13 protein-coding genes are annotated in these 13444 nt (G+C 72.6%); 4 read left to right on the top strand and 9 right to left on the bottom strand.

The annotated features are described in order from the left end of the window. Window positions 1-49: 49 nt before the first annotated feature. On the top strand, window positions 50-826 hold the full coding sequence (gene cobS / locus O5O54_RS04360) for an adenosylcobinamide-GDP ribazoletransferase (protein WP_279479244.1): 777 nt from the start codon (window positions 50-52) through the stop codon (window positions 824-826). Here the strand turns inward: cobS and cbiB are convergent. From cbiB to O5O54_RS04345, 3 genes are read right to left on the bottom strand one after another with little or no spacing between them, the layout of a single operon-like run. Further along, on the bottom strand, window positions 816-1781 hold the full coding sequence (gene cbiB / locus O5O54_RS04355) for an adenosylcobinamide-phosphate synthase CbiB (RefSeq protein WP_279479241.1): 966 nt from the start codon (window positions 1779-1781) through the stop codon (window positions 816-818). The genes cobS and cbiB overlap by 11 nt on opposite strands. Continuing rightward, on the bottom strand, window positions 1778-2794 hold the full coding sequence (gene cobD / locus O5O54_RS04350) for a threonine-phosphate decarboxylase CobD (RefSeq protein WP_279479239.1): 1017 nt from the start codon (window positions 2792-2794) through the stop codon (window positions 1778-1780). Before cobD ends, cbiB begins: the two co-directional genes overlap by 4 nt. Continuing rightward, window positions 2791-4098, bottom strand: coding sequence for a cobyrinate a,c-diamide synthase (locus O5O54_RS04345; protein WP_279479237.1), 1308 nt, complete (start codon window positions 4096-4098; stop codon window positions 2791-2793). Before O5O54_RS04345 ends, cobD begins: the two co-directional genes overlap by 4 nt. Before the next feature lie 47 nt (window positions 4099-4145). Here O5O54_RS04345 and O5O54_RS04340 point away from each other — a divergent pair, with 47 nt between their 5' ends. Both O5O54_RS04340 and O5O54_RS04335 read left to right on the top strand, forming a co-directional pair. Then, window positions 4146-5264, top strand: a complete 1119-nt coding sequence (locus O5O54_RS04340; RefSeq protein WP_279479235.1) for a cobalt-precorrin-5B (C(1))-methyltransferase — start codon at window positions 4146-4148, stop codon at window positions 5262-5264. Continuing rightward, on the top strand, window positions 5254-5997 hold the full coding sequence (locus tag O5O54_RS04335; RefSeq protein ID WP_279479233.1) for a cobalt-precorrin-6A reductase: 744 nt from the start codon (window positions 5254-5256) through the stop codon (window positions 5995-5997). Before O5O54_RS04340 ends, O5O54_RS04335 begins: the two co-directional genes overlap by 11 nt. Here O5O54_RS04335 and cobM read toward each other — a convergent pair. Genes cobM through O5O54_RS04305 form a run of 6 tightly spaced genes read right to left on the bottom strand, consistent with a single transcriptional unit; the run spans window position 5986 to window position 12256 of the window. Beyond that, a complete protein-coding gene (gene cobM, locus O5O54_RS04330) occupies window positions 5986-6765 on the bottom strand; it encodes a precorrin-4 C(11)-methyltransferase (RefSeq protein ID WP_279479231.1) in 780 nt (259 codons plus the stop codon). The two genes, O5O54_RS04335 and cobM, sit on opposite strands and share 12 nt — an antisense overlap. Beyond that, a complete protein-coding gene (gene cobJ / locus O5O54_RS04325; RefSeq protein WP_279479229.1) occupies window positions 6762-8567 on the bottom strand; it encodes a precorrin-3B C(17)-methyltransferase in 1806 nt (601 codons plus the stop codon). The genes cobM and cobJ overlap by 4 nt, the downstream gene beginning before the upstream one ends. After that, window positions 8564-9295, bottom strand: coding sequence for a precorrin-2 C(20)-methyltransferase (gene cobI, locus O5O54_RS04320; RefSeq protein ID WP_279479228.1), 732 nt, complete (start codon window positions 9293-9295; stop codon window positions 8564-8566). The genes cobJ and cobI overlap by 4 nt, the downstream gene beginning before the upstream one ends. Next, window positions 9292-10506: a precorrin-6y C5,15-methyltransferase (decarboxylating) subunit CbiE gene (cbiE, locus tag O5O54_RS04315; RefSeq protein WP_279479226.1), complete on the bottom strand. Its 1215-nt coding sequence runs from the start codon at window positions 10504-10506 to the stop codon at window positions 9292-9294. The genes cobI and cbiE overlap by 4 nt, the downstream gene beginning before the upstream one ends. After that, window positions 10503-11153, bottom strand: coding sequence for a precorrin-8X methylmutase (locus O5O54_RS04310; protein ID WP_279479224.1), 651 nt, complete (start codon window positions 11151-11153; stop codon window positions 10503-10505). Before O5O54_RS04310 ends, cbiE begins: the two co-directional genes overlap by 4 nt. 8 nt (window positions 11154-11161) lie before the next feature. Continuing rightward, window positions 11162-12256, bottom strand: coding sequence for a sirohydrochlorin chelatase (locus tag O5O54_RS04305; protein WP_279479222.1), 1095 nt, complete (start codon window positions 12254-12256; stop codon window positions 11162-11164). Between the two features lie 425 nt (window positions 12257-12681). On the opposite strand from O5O54_RS04305, the gene O5O54_RS04300 reads away from it, so the two are divergent. Then, window positions 12682-13428: a TSUP family transporter gene (locus tag O5O54_RS04300; RefSeq protein WP_279479219.1), complete on the top strand. Its 747-nt coding sequence runs from the start codon at window positions 12682-12684 to the stop codon at window positions 13426-13428. Window positions 13429-13444: the final 16 nt, after the last annotated feature.

Here is a 13444-nt window from a genome sequence, read left to right as displayed (position 1 = left end):
AACCGGTCCGGCCGGCGAGCGGCCGGCCGGCATGGTGTAGGCTCGGCGCATGATTCGCCTCCTGTACCCCGCCTTACGCGCCGGCGCCTTTCTCACCCGCCTGCCGGCCGTGCCGGCCGCCTTCGCCGGGCCGCCCGTGCCGCTGGGGCGGGATGCGCCCGCCTTTCCAGTGGTGGGGCTGCTGGTGGCCGCCCCGTCCGCCCTCCTCCTCTACGGCGTCCTCCAAACCGGTCTGTCGCCGCTCGCCGCCTCCGCCCTCGCCGTCCTCCTTCTCGTCGCGCTGACGGGCGCGCTGCACGAAGACGGGCTCGGCGACACGGCGGACGGATTGTTCGGGCATGCCGACCGGAGCCGGGCGCTCGCGATCATGAAGGACAGCCGGGTCGGCACCTATGGCGCGCTGGCGCTCGTCGGCGCCCTCCTCCTGCGCATCGCGCTCCTTGCCGACATCGCGGCCGGCTCGGCGCTCGCCGCCGCGCTGGCCCTGCCCGCCGCGGGTGCCGCCAGCCGAGGCGCGATGGCGCTCCTCTGGGCCGCGCTGCCGAGCGCCGATCCCGGCGGCCTCGCCGACCGGGTGGGGCGCCCGTCGCCACGCGCCGGCCGGCTCGCCGTCCTGATCGGCATCCTGCTGGCGCTGGTCTCGACGCTGCCCGTCTTCGGCACCGGCGCCGTCCTCCTGCCGCCGTTCCTGGCCGCGGTCGCCTGGCTTCTCCTCAGCGGCGTTCTCCGGCGCCGGCTGGGCGGCCAGACGGGCGATACGCTCGGCGCCTGCCAGCAGGTTACGGAACTCGCCTGGCTGCTCGGCCTCGCCCTGCTCACAGCGTGAGGGCAAGCACCAGCGTCAGACCGAGGAGAAGATCGCAGACACGCCGGAACAGGCGCAGTCCCCGACGGATGTCGGCCGGCTCTGCCGCGCGCCGGCCCGATCCATGAAGAAACGGCGCCTCGACCGCGAGTTCGCCATAGCGGCGCGGGCCGCCGAGCGCGAGGTCTAGCGCGCCGGCTGCGGCCGCTTCCGGCCAGCCGGCATTGGGCGAGCGGTGACGCGAGCCGTCGGCCAGCGCCGCACGGGCCGCACGCGAAGCGCTCGCGCGGCCCAGCAGGATCCAGGCCGCGACGGCGAAGAGGCCAGCGGTGAGGCGCGCGGGGATCCAGTTGGCGACGTCGTCGAGCCGCGCGGCCGCCCAGCCGAAGGCGCGATGGCGCTCGTCCAAGTGGCCGATCATCGAATCGGCCGTGTTCAGCATCTTGTAGGCGAGGAGGCCCGGCAGGCCGAAGAGGAGAAGGAAGAAGAGCGGGGCGACCACCCCGTCCGAGGCGTTCTCGGCGAGACTCTCGATCGCCGCGCGGCTGACGCCCGCCTCGTCCAGCGCAGCCGGGTCGCGCCCGACGATCATCGACACCGCCCGCCGCCCCGCCGCCAGACCCTCGCCCTCCAGCGCCGTCGCGACGCGCGCGACATGGTCGATCAGGCTCTTCTGCGCCAGGAACACGGACGCCAGCACCGCCTCCACCGCAAGACCCGGCCAGCCGAGAGGCCGGAAGAGGCCGTGCAGGAGGGCGCCGAGAAGCGCGGCGAGCGCGAGAAGCACGAGGATGGATGCGACACCCGCCAGACGGCGGCCACGATTAGGCCAGTGCGGACGGTTGCCCCAGCGATCGGCGAGCGCGATCAGTGCGCCGAAGCCGGCCACGGGATGGGGCAGGCGTCGCCACAGCCAGTCGGGATCGCCAACGAGCCGGTCGAGCCCAAGTGCCAGCGGGGCGAGCCAGACGCTCAAGCGCGGAGCTCCGGCAGGGCCGCCTCGAGGGCCGCTCGGAGCCGCTCCGCTTCGGCCGCGTCGCGCACCACGCCGAATCGCAGCCAGTCCGGCCGTTCGGCAAAGGGACGAACGAGGATCCGCCGCCGTGCCAGCGCCTCGAACAGCGCATGCGCGTTCGGCACCGACACGAGGGAGAAGAGGGCCGCCTCGCCTTCGGGGCAGAGACCCGCCGCCGCGATCGCGCCGCGCGTCAGCGCCGACCGCACGGCAATGGCGGCGCGCAGGGCGGCGATCGTCTCCCTGTCCGCCATCAGCCGCGCGCCCACGGCCAGGGCCGGGCCGGACACCGACCAAGGTCCGAGGCGTGCGTGTATCCCGGCGGCAAGGTCCCGCGTCGTCAGCGCAAAGCCGAGCCGCAGGCCCGCAAGGCCGAAGAACTTGCCGAAGGACCGCAGCACCACGAGTCCCGGACGCCCGGCGTCGGGTCCGAGGCTCTCGCGCGGATCGGCATCCATGAAGGCTTCGTCCACCACCAGCCAGCCGCCGCGTGCCGCCATCGCGTCCGCCAGCTCCAAAAGCGATTCACGTGAAAACCGGCGCCCGTCGGGATTGTTGGGGTTCACGACGACCGCGACGGCGGCGGAAGCCGGCGCATCCGCAGGGTCCGACAGGCCAAGGACGGCGCGGCCAGCCGCGCGAAAGGCGCGGGCGTGCTCGGCATAGGCGGGATGAAGGATCGCCGCCGGCCCAGACGGCAGGAGATGCGGCAGGAGCGAGATCAGCGCCTGGCTGCCGGGCGCCGCCACGATCCCGGCCTCCGGAGCGGCGCCGTAGTGAAGGCGCGCCGCCTCGCGCGCTTCCGCTTCCAGTTCGGCCTCCGGCAGACGGGCGAAAAGGGCGGGTTCAAGCTCGGGCAAAGGTGGGGGCACGGGATTGATGCCGGTGGACAGGTCGAGCCAGTCCTCCCGCCGTCCGCCGAAGCGCGCGACGGCAGCGCCCAGCGCCCCGCCATGGACGAGATGGGTCGTCATGCGAGATCCACCACGTGGAGATAGGAGCCGGCGACTTGGCCGCGCCGGAGACCCACGGCGCCGAGATCCGCGCCGAGCGCATCGCGCGCCTCGAACAGGCGTTCGGCTTCGCCCTCCCAGACGGCGGTGGAATAGTGGAACTCGTGCCCGACGAGCGGCTCGCCCCAAGGCCCACCCGGTCGGGGCCGAAGCCGGCGATAGCCGAGATGCAGCCGGCGCTGCGCGAAGGAGGTGACGAGCGGCAGGAAGCCGAGCATCGGGTGTCGCTGCCTCTCCGCATCCTCCAGCGCTTCGCCCAGCACCATGTAGCCGCCGCACTCGCCGTAGATCCGGGCACCGCGCGCCCGCGCGGCTTCCATGCCGGCACGGAAGCCGCTCGCGGCGGCGATCCGCCCGGCATGGAGTTCGGGATAGCCGCCGGGCAGGAACACCGCGTCCGCAGCCGTGTCCGGCCCCTCGTCCGCGAGCGGCGAAAAGAACGAGAGCTCCGCCCCGCCGGCCTGCCAGCCGTCGAGGAGATGGGGATAGGCGAAGGCGAAAGCCTCGTCCCGCGCCACGGCGATCCGTGCGCCGAGGGGGGCGAGACGGGCGACGGCGGCCCGATCCGGACAGGTGGGGCTTGCGGGGCCGAGAAGCGCCTCGAAGGCCGCAGCGTCAGCGCCTTCGGCGAACCAGTCCGCCGCCGCTTCAAGAAAGGCGTCGAGCCCCGCGGTCTCGCCCGCCTGAACGAGGCCGAGATGGCGCTCGGGCAGGACCAGCGCCTCCTGCCGGAGAAGCGCGGCCAGAACGGGCAGGCCGAGCGGCTCCAGCGCCGCACGCAGAAGCGCCTCGTGCCGGGGGCTGCCGATGCGGTTCAGCGCGAGGCCGCAGAAACGCAGGCCCGGCCGATGGTCGCGAAAGCCGCGCACCAGCGCCGCCACCGAATGCGACTGCTTCGCGCAGTCGACCACGAGGAGGACGGGCAGGCCCAGCGCCTCGGCAAGGTCGGCCGCCGATCCCGTGCCGTCCGCCGCGCCGTCGAAGAGGCCCATCATGCCCTCGACCACGAGCGGCAGGCCATCGGCCGCGGCAAGGTCCCGCACCAGCGCAGGGCGCATGGCGTAGGGGTCGAGATTGACCGAGGCGCGTCCGGCGGCGGCGGCATGGAAGGCCGGGTCGATATAGTCCGGTCCCGCCTTGGCCGGCGCGACGAAAAGCCCGCGTCGGCGCGCCCATCGCAGAAGCGCGAGGGTCAGCAGCGTCTTGCCGCTCCCCGACTGGGGCGCTGCGACGAGGAGACCGGGGCGGGACGGGCGAGGCTGCATGATGGCGGCGCTTTTCGCACGGATGCGCCGCGCCTATAAGCCCTTTCATGAGCATCGATCTCGGCCAGCGCCGGACCAGCACGAGCGGGACGCGCGACGGAGCGCCGCTCCGGCGCGGCTGGACTACGGGCGCCTGCGCCACCGCCGCGACCAAGGCGGCGCTGACCGCCCTTCTGACCGGTGACTTCCCAGATCCCGTCGAGATCGCGTTGCCGAAGGGCGAGCGTCCGGCCTTCCCCCTCGCCCGCACGGATCTGTCGGAGGGCACCGCCTTCGCCGCCATCGTGAAGGACGCGGGCGACGATCCGGACGTCACGCATCTCGCCGAGATCGGCGCGCGCGTGCGCCTCGCCCCTCCCGGCTCCGGCATCTGTTTCCGGGCAGGACCCGGCGTCGGCACCGTGACGCGCCCCGGCCTGCCGATCCCGCCGGGGGAGCCCGCGATCAACCCGGTGCCCCGCGCCCTGATGCGCGCGGAAGTCGAGGCGCTCTGCGCCGCGCACGGACTTTCCCCCGATGTCGAGATCACGATCGAGGTGCGGGACGGGGAGCGGCTGGCGGAGAAGACCTGGAACGGCCGGCTCGGCATTCTCGGCGGCCTGTCGATCCTCGGCACGACGGGGATCGTCCATCCCTTTTCCTGCTCGGCCTGGATCCATTCGATCCATCGCGGTATCGACGTCGCGCGCGCTTCGGGCCTCGCCCATGTCGTCGGTGCGACGGGCTCGGCCAGCGAGGACGCCGCACGACGTCTCTATCCCACGCTTCCCGACATCGCCTATCTCGACATGGGCGACTTCGCGGGCGGGGTTCTGAAGTATCTGCGTCGCCACCCCGTCCCGCGCCTGACGCTCGCCGGAGGCTTCGCCAAGTTCACCAAGCTCGCGCAGGGGTCGCTCGACCTCCATTCCGGTCGGAGCCAGGTGGATTTCGGCTTCTTGCTCGGCCTTCTCGGCGAGCGGGCGGGCGAGATGGAAACCACTGTGCTCCGCGCCAACACGGCGAAGGAAGTGCTGGACCTCTCGGCCGCGCAAGGGCTCGACCTCGCCACGCCGGTCGCCCGGCGCGCGCTGGCGACGGCGCGGGAAGCGCTCGGCGACGCGCCCTGCCGTGTCGAGGTGCTGGTGACGGACCGCGCCGGACAGGTGATCGCCCGTGCCGGGTAGGTCCGAGGTCCGCGTCCTGATTCTCGGCGGGACGGCGGAAGCCACAATCCTTGCCAAAGTGTTTCACGTGGAACATTCGCCAGAGCGGCTCGTCCTGTCCCTAGCCGGTCGCACCGTGGCGCCCGACCTTCCCGGCAGCATCGAAGCGCGGATCGGCGGGTTCGGCGGCGCGGCGGGGCTGGCGGACTGGCTCGCGGCCGAGCGCATCACCCATCTCGTGGATGCGACGCATCCCTTCGCGGTCGGCATCTCGCGCAACGCAGCGGAGGCGGCGCAGGTGACGCGTGTGAAACGGGTGGCTCTGCACCGTCCCGGATGGGACGAGGCGCCCGGCGACCGCTGGCAACGCGTCCTCTGCCTCAAGGCGGCCGTCGACGCGCTGCCAGAGGGGGCGCGGCCCTTCCTGGCGCTCGGGCACCAGCACATCGCCCCGTTCCGCCATCGGCCGGATCTCCGCCCCGTCCTGCGCATGGTGGACGCGCCGGCCGCCCTGCCCTTTCCCGCCGACCTCGTGCTCGGCAAGCCGGGCGATGTCGCGGCCGAGACGGCGCTGTTCGTCGCCAACGGCATCACCCATCTCGTCTGCCGCAACGCCGGGGGGGCGACCTCTTACGCCAAGATCGTGGCTGCGCGCGATCTGGAAATCCCCGTCGTCCTGATCGACCGCCCGCCGCCGCCCCCGCCGCCTCTGTTGTCGAGCGTCGAGGCGACACTCGCTTGGTTAGCCGGCTGACTTCGCGCGCTTCGGCCGCAGGATATGCGGATGGGCGGCGTCGTAGAGCTTGGAATCGACGAAGCCCTCCGCCCGCAGCGCGCGGCCGACGAGAACCAGCGCTGTGCGGGTGAGCTTGGCCTCGCGCACGCGCTTCGCCACCGTCGCGAGCGTCGCATGGATGAAGGCCTCGTCCGGCCAGCCGACGCGATAGGCGACGACCACGGGGCAGTCCGGACCGTAGGCCGGCAGCGGCGACAGTTCGCGCTCGATATGGGCGAGGTTGCGGATCGACAGATGGATCGCGAGCGTCGCGCCGCTCCGCCCGAGCGTCGCTAGATCCTCGCCTTCGGGCATGGCGGAGGACTTCATCGCCGTGCGCGTGACGATCACGCTCTGGCAGACCTCGGGGATCGTCAGTTCCTGTTTGAGCGCTGCCGCCGCGGCGGCGAAGGCCGGCACGCCCGGCGTCACGTCGTAGGGAATGCCGAGCGCGTCGAGCCGGCGCATCTGCTCGGCGGTCGCGCCGTAGATCGACGGGTCGCCCGAATGGACGCGCGCGACGTCGAAACCCGCTAGGTGGGCGGCCTCCATCTCGGCCACGATCTCGTCGAGATGCATCGGGGCGGTGTCGAGGACGCGGGCGCCCTTGGGCGCGGCCCTGACGATCTCCTCCGGCACCAGCGAGCCGGCATAGAGGCAGACCGGGCAGCGCTCGATCAGGCGAAGTCCGCGCACGGTGATGAGGTCGGGCGCGCCGGGGCCGGCGCCGATGAAATGGACGGTCACGATCCGATCCCCGATCCGGCCTTGGCCGCATAGCCGCGCGGCGTATAGGCGTAAGCGCGGCCTTCCCCGCTCACGAAGGCCCGCGTGTTGGTGGAGCCGACGACGACCACGGTCAGCATGTCGACCTCGTCGACGTCGAGGTGACGCAGTTCGACGATCCGTACGCTTTCGCCCTCGCGGCCGAGATTGGTGGCGAGCACCACCGGCGTCTCGGGCGGGCGATGGGCGAGGAGAACGTCGCGGGCATGAGCGAGTTGCGTACGGCGGCGCTTGGAGACCGGGTTGTAGAAGGCGATCACGAAGTCGCCCTCGGCGGCCGCCTTCACCCGCCGCTGGATGTCCTCCCAGGGCGTCAGGAGGTCGGAGAGCGAGATGGTGCAGAAGTCGTGGCCGAGCGGCGCCCCGGCGCGCGCCGCCGCCGCCTGGAGGGCGGAAATGCCGGGCGAGACGGCGATCGCGACGCGACGCGCGGCGTCCGCCACGTCGCCCCGGTCGATCAGTTCGAAGACCAGCGTCGCCATGGCGTAGATGCCGGCATCGCCTGAGCAGACGAGCGCAACGTCGCGCCCCTCCGCCGCGAGTTCCAAGGCGAAGCGCACCCGCGCCTCTTCCGCGCCGAGATCGAAGTCGTGGCGGCGCTTGCCCACGGCGAGCGGCCCCAGGAGGTCGAGATAGAGCGAATAGCCGACGAGATCGCCGGCTTCGGCCACCATGGCGGAGACTTCCGGCGAGCGCCAGTGCGCGCCCCCCGGCCCGATGCCGACCACGAAGAGCCGGCCCCGCGAGCGGCCAATGGCCGTCGCATCGAGGGGCCGGGGCGCGCGGGCGAGCGCGGCGGTCGCGCGGGCGGACTTCCGCTTGGGGACCACCAGTTCGCCGGCATTCCCGACGCCGGCAAGCGCCGCCCCTTCCGCCACGCCGTGGCAGCCGGTCTCGCGGAACACGAGTTCGGAAGGGTTGGCGAGGCGCGGCACTTCTGCTTCCAGCCGCGCCGCGTCGAAGAAGCGGGCGGGCACATTGAAACGGGCGGCGACCGCGTGGATCGCCGGCTCGTCCGCCTTGAGGTCGAGCGAGGCTACGGCGGCGAGCGAAAGGGGGCTAAGGCCGGATTCGCCGATCACCCGTTCGGCCAGCGCCACGGCCTCTTCCGGCGGCGCGCCCCGCTCGGCGCCGATGCCGAGCACCAGGGTGCTGGGGCGGTACAGGAGTTCGAGCGGCGCCGACGCACGGGCCTCCTCCGAGACGCTCAAGGTGACGCGGCCGTCGTCGGACACGGGGATGGACGACGCCTCCAGCCACGGCGCCGCGCCCTCGATCCAGGCGTGCTCGCCGGCAAGGAGTTCGGCCATGACGGATTTGGCGTCGGCCGGGTTTTCGAGCACGAAGCCGTCGGGCGGCGCGTCGAGCGCGACGCCGAAACGCAGGTCGCCCGCCGTGGTGATGGCGGGAGCGACATCGAGGATCGCGGCGATCCGGCGGGCCAGATCGTTCGCTCCGTGATGGCCGCCCAGAAGCGGCACCACGGCCGAGCCGTCCTCGGCGACGCAGAGAACCGGCGGCTCGGCGCCCTTGTCGGCGAGCATCGGGGCGAGGATGCGGATCAGCGCGCCGGAGGCCATCAGCGCGACGATGGGGCGGCCGGACGTGAAGAGGCCCCGGATATGCTCGGCCGCGCCGGAAAAGGCGAGGTCGGCGCCGGCGACGCGCTCGCCCCCATGCACCTCGCCGCGCAGCGCGTCGGCGAGGCGCCGGGCGAGCGGCAGGGCGGCGGGACCGAGGCAGAGGATCGCGGGCACGGTCATCGGGAGGCTTCCGGGGCGAGCGCCGAGAGGATCGCGGGTTCGGCGCCCTTGTAGAGGAGGATCAGCGCGAAATAGGGGGCGCGGTCACCCGTCTCGGCGAGCGGCAGGACGCGCTCTCCGGGCTGGCCGACACGCTCGGCATAGGTCGCGTCCTTGGTCAGGCCAAGCGTCCCGATCAGCGCCTTGGCGCGCGCAAAGTGCCGGCCGAGCTTGAGGATCGCGACGCTTTCGGCCGCCTCTATCCCGGCCCGCAAGGCGGCGTCGGGCAGGGTCGCGGGCAGGACGGCGAAGCGGTCGTCCCGTGCGCTCAAAGGCCGCCGCGTGCGCGCGGCCGCCGCCATGACGGAGGAGATGCCCGGCACGATCTCGGCGGGGTAGCGGCTTCCGAGCCGCGCGAAGAGCTGGAGGAAGGAGCCGTAGAAGAACGGATCACCCTCGCAGAGCACGGCGACGTCGCGGCCGGCGTCCAGCTCGGCGGCGATCTTCGGCGCGGCGAGGTCGTAGGCGCCCTGCCCCGGCGCCCGGGTCACCGACATGCAGAGCTCGATCGCGATCTCGGACTGGCCTCCTGGGAGGTGCGGGGCGGCGATCGAGCGGGCAAGGCTCGTCCCGCCTTCCGACAGGGGATAGGCGATCACGGGCGCTTCCCGCAGGAGGCGCACCGCCTTCAGCGTCAGGAGCTCGGGGTCGCCCGGCCCGAGGCCGATCCCGAGGAGGCGCCCGGTCATGGGAGCGCCTGCTTGGTGATGTGCCAGTGGGTCACGGGCATGGATGCGCGCCAGCCGCGATAGGGGCCGACGGGCTCGGCCGTCGACACCCCAGCGCGCAGCAGCTCGCCGCCGTGGACCTCGTGCAGCGCCAGGAGGATCGCCTCCGATTCCAGCGTCACCGCATGGGCGACGAGCCGGCCGCCGGGCTTGAGCGCCCCGAAGGCTCCGGGGAAGAGGCCGTCCGTCAGCCCGCCGCCGAGAAACACGGCGTCCGGCGCGGGCAAGCCGGCAAAGGCGTCCGGCGCGCGGGCCGGCACGATCTCAAGACCGTGCGGCGCGAGGTTGCGGGCGTTCTCCGCGATCATCGCCCGGCGGGCCTCGTGCGGCTCGATGGCGAGCGCCCGGCCGCCCGGCGCCGCGCGCAGCCACTCCACCGAGATCGAGCCGCAGCCGGCGCCGACGTCCCAGAGAAGCTGGCCGGGCATCGGCTCGAGCGCCGCGAGGGCCAGAGCCCGCAGCGTGCGCTTGGTCATCTTGCCGTCGTGGCGGAAGGCGTCGTCGGGCAGGCCCGGTGCGGTCGAATGGGCGCGGGTGCCCTCCCCCGCCGCGCATTCGAGGGCGATCGTGTTGAGGGCGGCGACCTCCCCGAGGTCGAAGGCGTCGGCCCGGCATGCGCGCAGCCGCTCCCCCTCGCCGCCCATGTGCTCCAGGACATGCAGCCGGCTCGGCCCGAAGCCGCGCTCGCTCGCCCAGGCCGCAAGGCGGGCGGGCGTCGTGCCGTCCTCCGACAGGACGAGGAGCCGGGCGCCGTCGCGAAGGTCCGGCGCGATCGCCTCGAGCGGCCGGCCGTGGACGGACAGGCAACGGACGTCCTCCAGCGCCCAGCCGAGCCGGGCGGCCGCGAGCGAGAAGGCGGAGGGGGCGGGCAGGACCGTGAACTCGCCCGGCGCCAGCACCTCGCGCAGCCAGCGTGCCGGCCCGAACCAGGAGGGGTCGCCCGTCGCAAGGACCACGGCGCGACGCCCGCGCGCGGCCAGAATGTCGGCGGCCGAATCGGCGAAGGGCGAGCGCCAGGGGCGCCGCTCGGCCGGATGGTCGCCCGGCAGCATCGCGAGGTGACGGGCGCCGCCGAAGACGATCTCGGCCTCGGCCAGACTGCGCGCGGCATCCGGCGGCAGGGTCGCAAGGCCGCCGTCGCCGATGCCTACAAGGTGCAGCCAGGGCGTCATGCCGGCGCGCCTTCGAGGCCGGCGGCGAGCGCGTTGACCGCCGCCGCGGCGACGGCGCTGCCGCCCCGCCGGCCGCGCAGCGTCGCGAAGGGAAGCCCGCGCGGGTCGGCGGCAAGCTCCGCCTTGGATTCGGCGGCGCCGACGAAGCCGACGGGAAAGCCGAGGATCACGGCCGGGCGCGGCGCGGCGGCGTCCAGCCGCTCCAGAAGGCGGAACAGCGCGGTCGGCGCGTTGCCGATGGCAACGACGGCACCGGCGAGATCGGCGTCCCAGAGGTCGACCTGCGCCGCCGAGCGCGTGGTGGCGAGTTGCCGCGCCCGCTCGGGGACGGATGGATCGTTGAGCCGGCAAACCACGCGGTTGCCCGCCGGCAGCTGAGCGCGGATCACACCGTGCGCCACCATCTCGGCATCCACCAGGATCGGCGCGCCGGACGCGAGAGCCGCGCGCCCCGCCGCCACGGCATCGGACGAGACCACGAGGTCGTCCATCGCGTCCACCATGCCGCAGGCATGGGCGATGCGGATGGCGAGATCGTGCGCGTCGGGGGCCAAGCGCCCGAGCACCGCCGCGCCCTCCTCGCGGATGGTGCGGAAGCTCGCCGCATAGATCGCGGCGGGGTCGCTGAGATAGGCCGGGACGGGCATCGGCCGCTTCAGTGACGCTTCAACGTGCGCGGCCCGAGCGGATGGTCGGCATGCGGATAGGGGTGGTGCGTGTGGCCATGCGCGTGGCCGTGGCCATGGTGGTGCCCATGATCGCGCGGATGGTCGTGATCGTGGCCATGCGCATGGTCGTGGTGGTGATGACCGTGGGAATGGTCGTGGTGGTGGCCATGTCCATGGGAGTGATCGTGCCCATGGTCGTGCGCCGCCGGGCCGGTGCCGATGCCCTCGACATGGTGGTGGTGGCTTTCCTGCGGCAGGCCGACCTCGGCCTCGAAGCCCAGCACTTGCTCGCGATACTTGCACATCTGGCAGTTCATGAGATTGGTGCCCTGGAGGATCTCCTCCAGCCGGTCCACGAAGGTCTCGACCACGAGGTCGTGGGCGCCGAGATATTTCGCCTTCAGGAATCGGATGTCCGGGTGCGCGGCCGCCACGCGGTCGGTCGCGTCGTAGATCCGGTCCACCAGGATGCCGGTGAAAAGGAAATACGGGAACACCACGACGCGCCGATAGCCGAGGCGGGCGACGTGGGTGAGGCCCGGCTCCACCAGCGGGAAGGTGACACCGGAATAGGCCGTCTCGCCCCAGCCGAAGCCGAGCCCTTCCCACAGGAGCCGCATGACCTTGGCGACGTTGGAATTGGCGTCGGGATCCGACGCGCCGCGTCCGACCACGACCAGCATCGTGTCGTGCAGCGGCTCGCCGTCGCGCCAGCCGTCGAGGCGCAGCACCTCGCGGATGCGCTCGCCCGCGGCGCGGATCATCTTGGGGTCGATGCCGAGTTCGCGCCCGTAGGTGACCGACACGCCGTTCTGCGCGGCATAGGTGTTGAGGACGGAGGGAATGTCGTTCTTGGCGTGGCCGGCGGCGAACAGCATGCCGGGCAGCGCCAGGATCTCGCGCGCGCCCTTTTCCTTCAGCCGGTCGAGCCCGTCGCGGATGATGGGTGTCGCGAACTCGAGATAGCCGTAGTCGACGCTCCAGTCGGGCAGGCGGCGGGCCATCTTCTCGGCAAGGCCCCGGAACTCGTCCACCGCGCCCCGGTCGCGGCTGCCATGGCCGCACAGCATCAAGGCCTTCATGATCGTCCTCCGTCGTCGTGTCGCGCCGGAGGAGGCGCCGCGCGGGGAGCGCGGCGAATCGATCCGCCGGTTTTCGCGTCGGCCCCCGGATTGGGTCGGCCGTTCCGCGAAATCATGGGTGTCAGAGCCCTATGAGTGCCTGACAAGACCTCGCGGGGTCGGTCTGCCGGTTCCTTGCCGCCGATGCGTCGTTGCCGATGCTCGCCCATGCGCTGCATGGTCTCCGCTCGGCTCCTCGTCTCGACGACAAGTCCCTCGCCAGCCCTCCGCCCGGAGGTCTTGTCAGGCACTCGAAAGCGGGCACCGTCAGGCCCGTGTCTCATGCCGCAGGCGGACGCCGAGGTCAAACGCTTCGCCTTTTCCCCTTGGCCGGACGGGCAGCCGGGCTTATGGCCTGTCCGCCCGCCCGCGAAAGCCCGACCGCCATGCCCCTCGACGAAACCTTCCTGCTTCTCGTCCTCGCCGCCTTCGGCGCGGGGCTGATCGACGCGATCGCGGGGGGCGGGGGCATGATCACGGTGCCGGCGCTCTTGCTGGGCGGGCTCGACCCCTTGTCGGCGCTCGGCACCAACAAGCTCCAGTCGCTCTTCGGCTCGGCCTCGGCGACGATCACCTATGCCAGAAAGGGGCACGTGAAGCTCGGCCCCCTCCTGCCGGCGGCGGGCCTGTCCTTTGCCGGCGCGTGCCTCGGCGCCCTTCTGGCGGCGGCGCTGCCGCTCGACCTCCTGGAACGGCTCCTGCCCTTCCTGCTGATCGCCATCGCGCTCTACTTCGCCTTCAAGCCGGGCCTTTCCGACATCGATCGCGAGCGCCGCATCTCGCCGCGCGCCTTCGCGCTGTTCCTGGTGCCGCTGATCGGCGCCTATGACGGGTTGTTCGGGCCGGGAACGGGGTCCTTCTTCATGCTGGCCTTCGTGTCGCTCGCCGGCTACGGCGTCCTCAAGGCGACGGCCCACACCAAGCTCCTCAACTTCGCCTCCAATCTCGGGGGCTTCGCCGTCTTCGCCTTGGTCGGCTCCATCCACTGGAAGCTCGGCCTTGCCATGGGCGTCGCGCAATTTCTCGGCGCCCGCGTCGGCGCTGCCGTCGCCATGCGCTTCGGCGCGGGGCTGATCCGCCCGCTCCTCGTCCTCGTCTGCATCGCGCTGGCGGTGCGGTTCCTCTGGTCGTGACGGCGCGGCGCCCGCC

It is taken from the genome of Aureimonas sp. SK2 (assembly GCF_029813115.1).
Lineage (GTDB): Bacteria > Pseudomonadota > Alphaproteobacteria > Rhizobiales > Rhizobiaceae > Aureimonas.
This window is presented reverse-complemented; position numbering and strand designations above follow the sequence as displayed.

Excerpts from the sequence above, each read along its gene's own strand:
- O5O54_RS04310 (WP_279479224.1), bottom strand. The coding sequence starts at position 11,153 with ATGCCCGTCCCGGCCTATCTCAGCGACCCCGCCGCGATCTATGCGGCG.
- O5O54_RS04345 (WP_279479237.1), bottom strand. The coding sequence starts at position 4,098 with ATGCAGCCTCGCCCGTCCCGCCCCGGTCTCCTCGTCGCAGCGCCCCAG.
- O5O54_RS04300 (WP_279479219.1), top strand. The coding sequence starts at position 12,682 with ATGCCCCTCGACGAAACCTTCCTGCTTCTCGTCCTCGCCGCCTTCGGC.
- cobD (WP_279479239.1), bottom strand. The coding sequence starts at position 2,794 with ATGACGACCCATCTCGTCCATGGCGGGGCGCTGGGCGCTGCCGTCGCG.
- cobI (WP_279479228.1), bottom strand. The coding sequence starts at position 9,295 with ATGACCGGGCGCCTCCTCGGGATCGGCCTCGGGCCGGGCGACCCCGAG.
- cbiE (WP_279479226.1), bottom strand. The coding sequence starts at position 10,506 with ATGACGCCCTGGCTGCACCTTGTAGGCATCGGCGACGGCGGCCTTGCG.
- cobS (WP_279479244.1), top strand. The coding sequence starts at position 50 with ATGATTCGCCTCCTGTACCCCGCCTTACGCGCCGGCGCCTTTCTCACC.
- O5O54_RS04305 (WP_279479222.1), bottom strand. The coding sequence starts at position 12,256 with ATGAAGGCCTTGATGCTGTGCGGCCATGGCAGCCGCGACCGGGGCGCG.
- O5O54_RS04340 (WP_279479235.1), top strand. The coding sequence starts at position 4,146 with ATGAGCATCGATCTCGGCCAGCGCCGGACCAGCACGAGCGGGACGCGC.
- cobJ (WP_279479229.1), bottom strand. The coding sequence starts at position 8,567 with ATGACCGTGCCCGCGATCCTCTGCCTCGGTCCCGCCGCCCTGCCGCTC.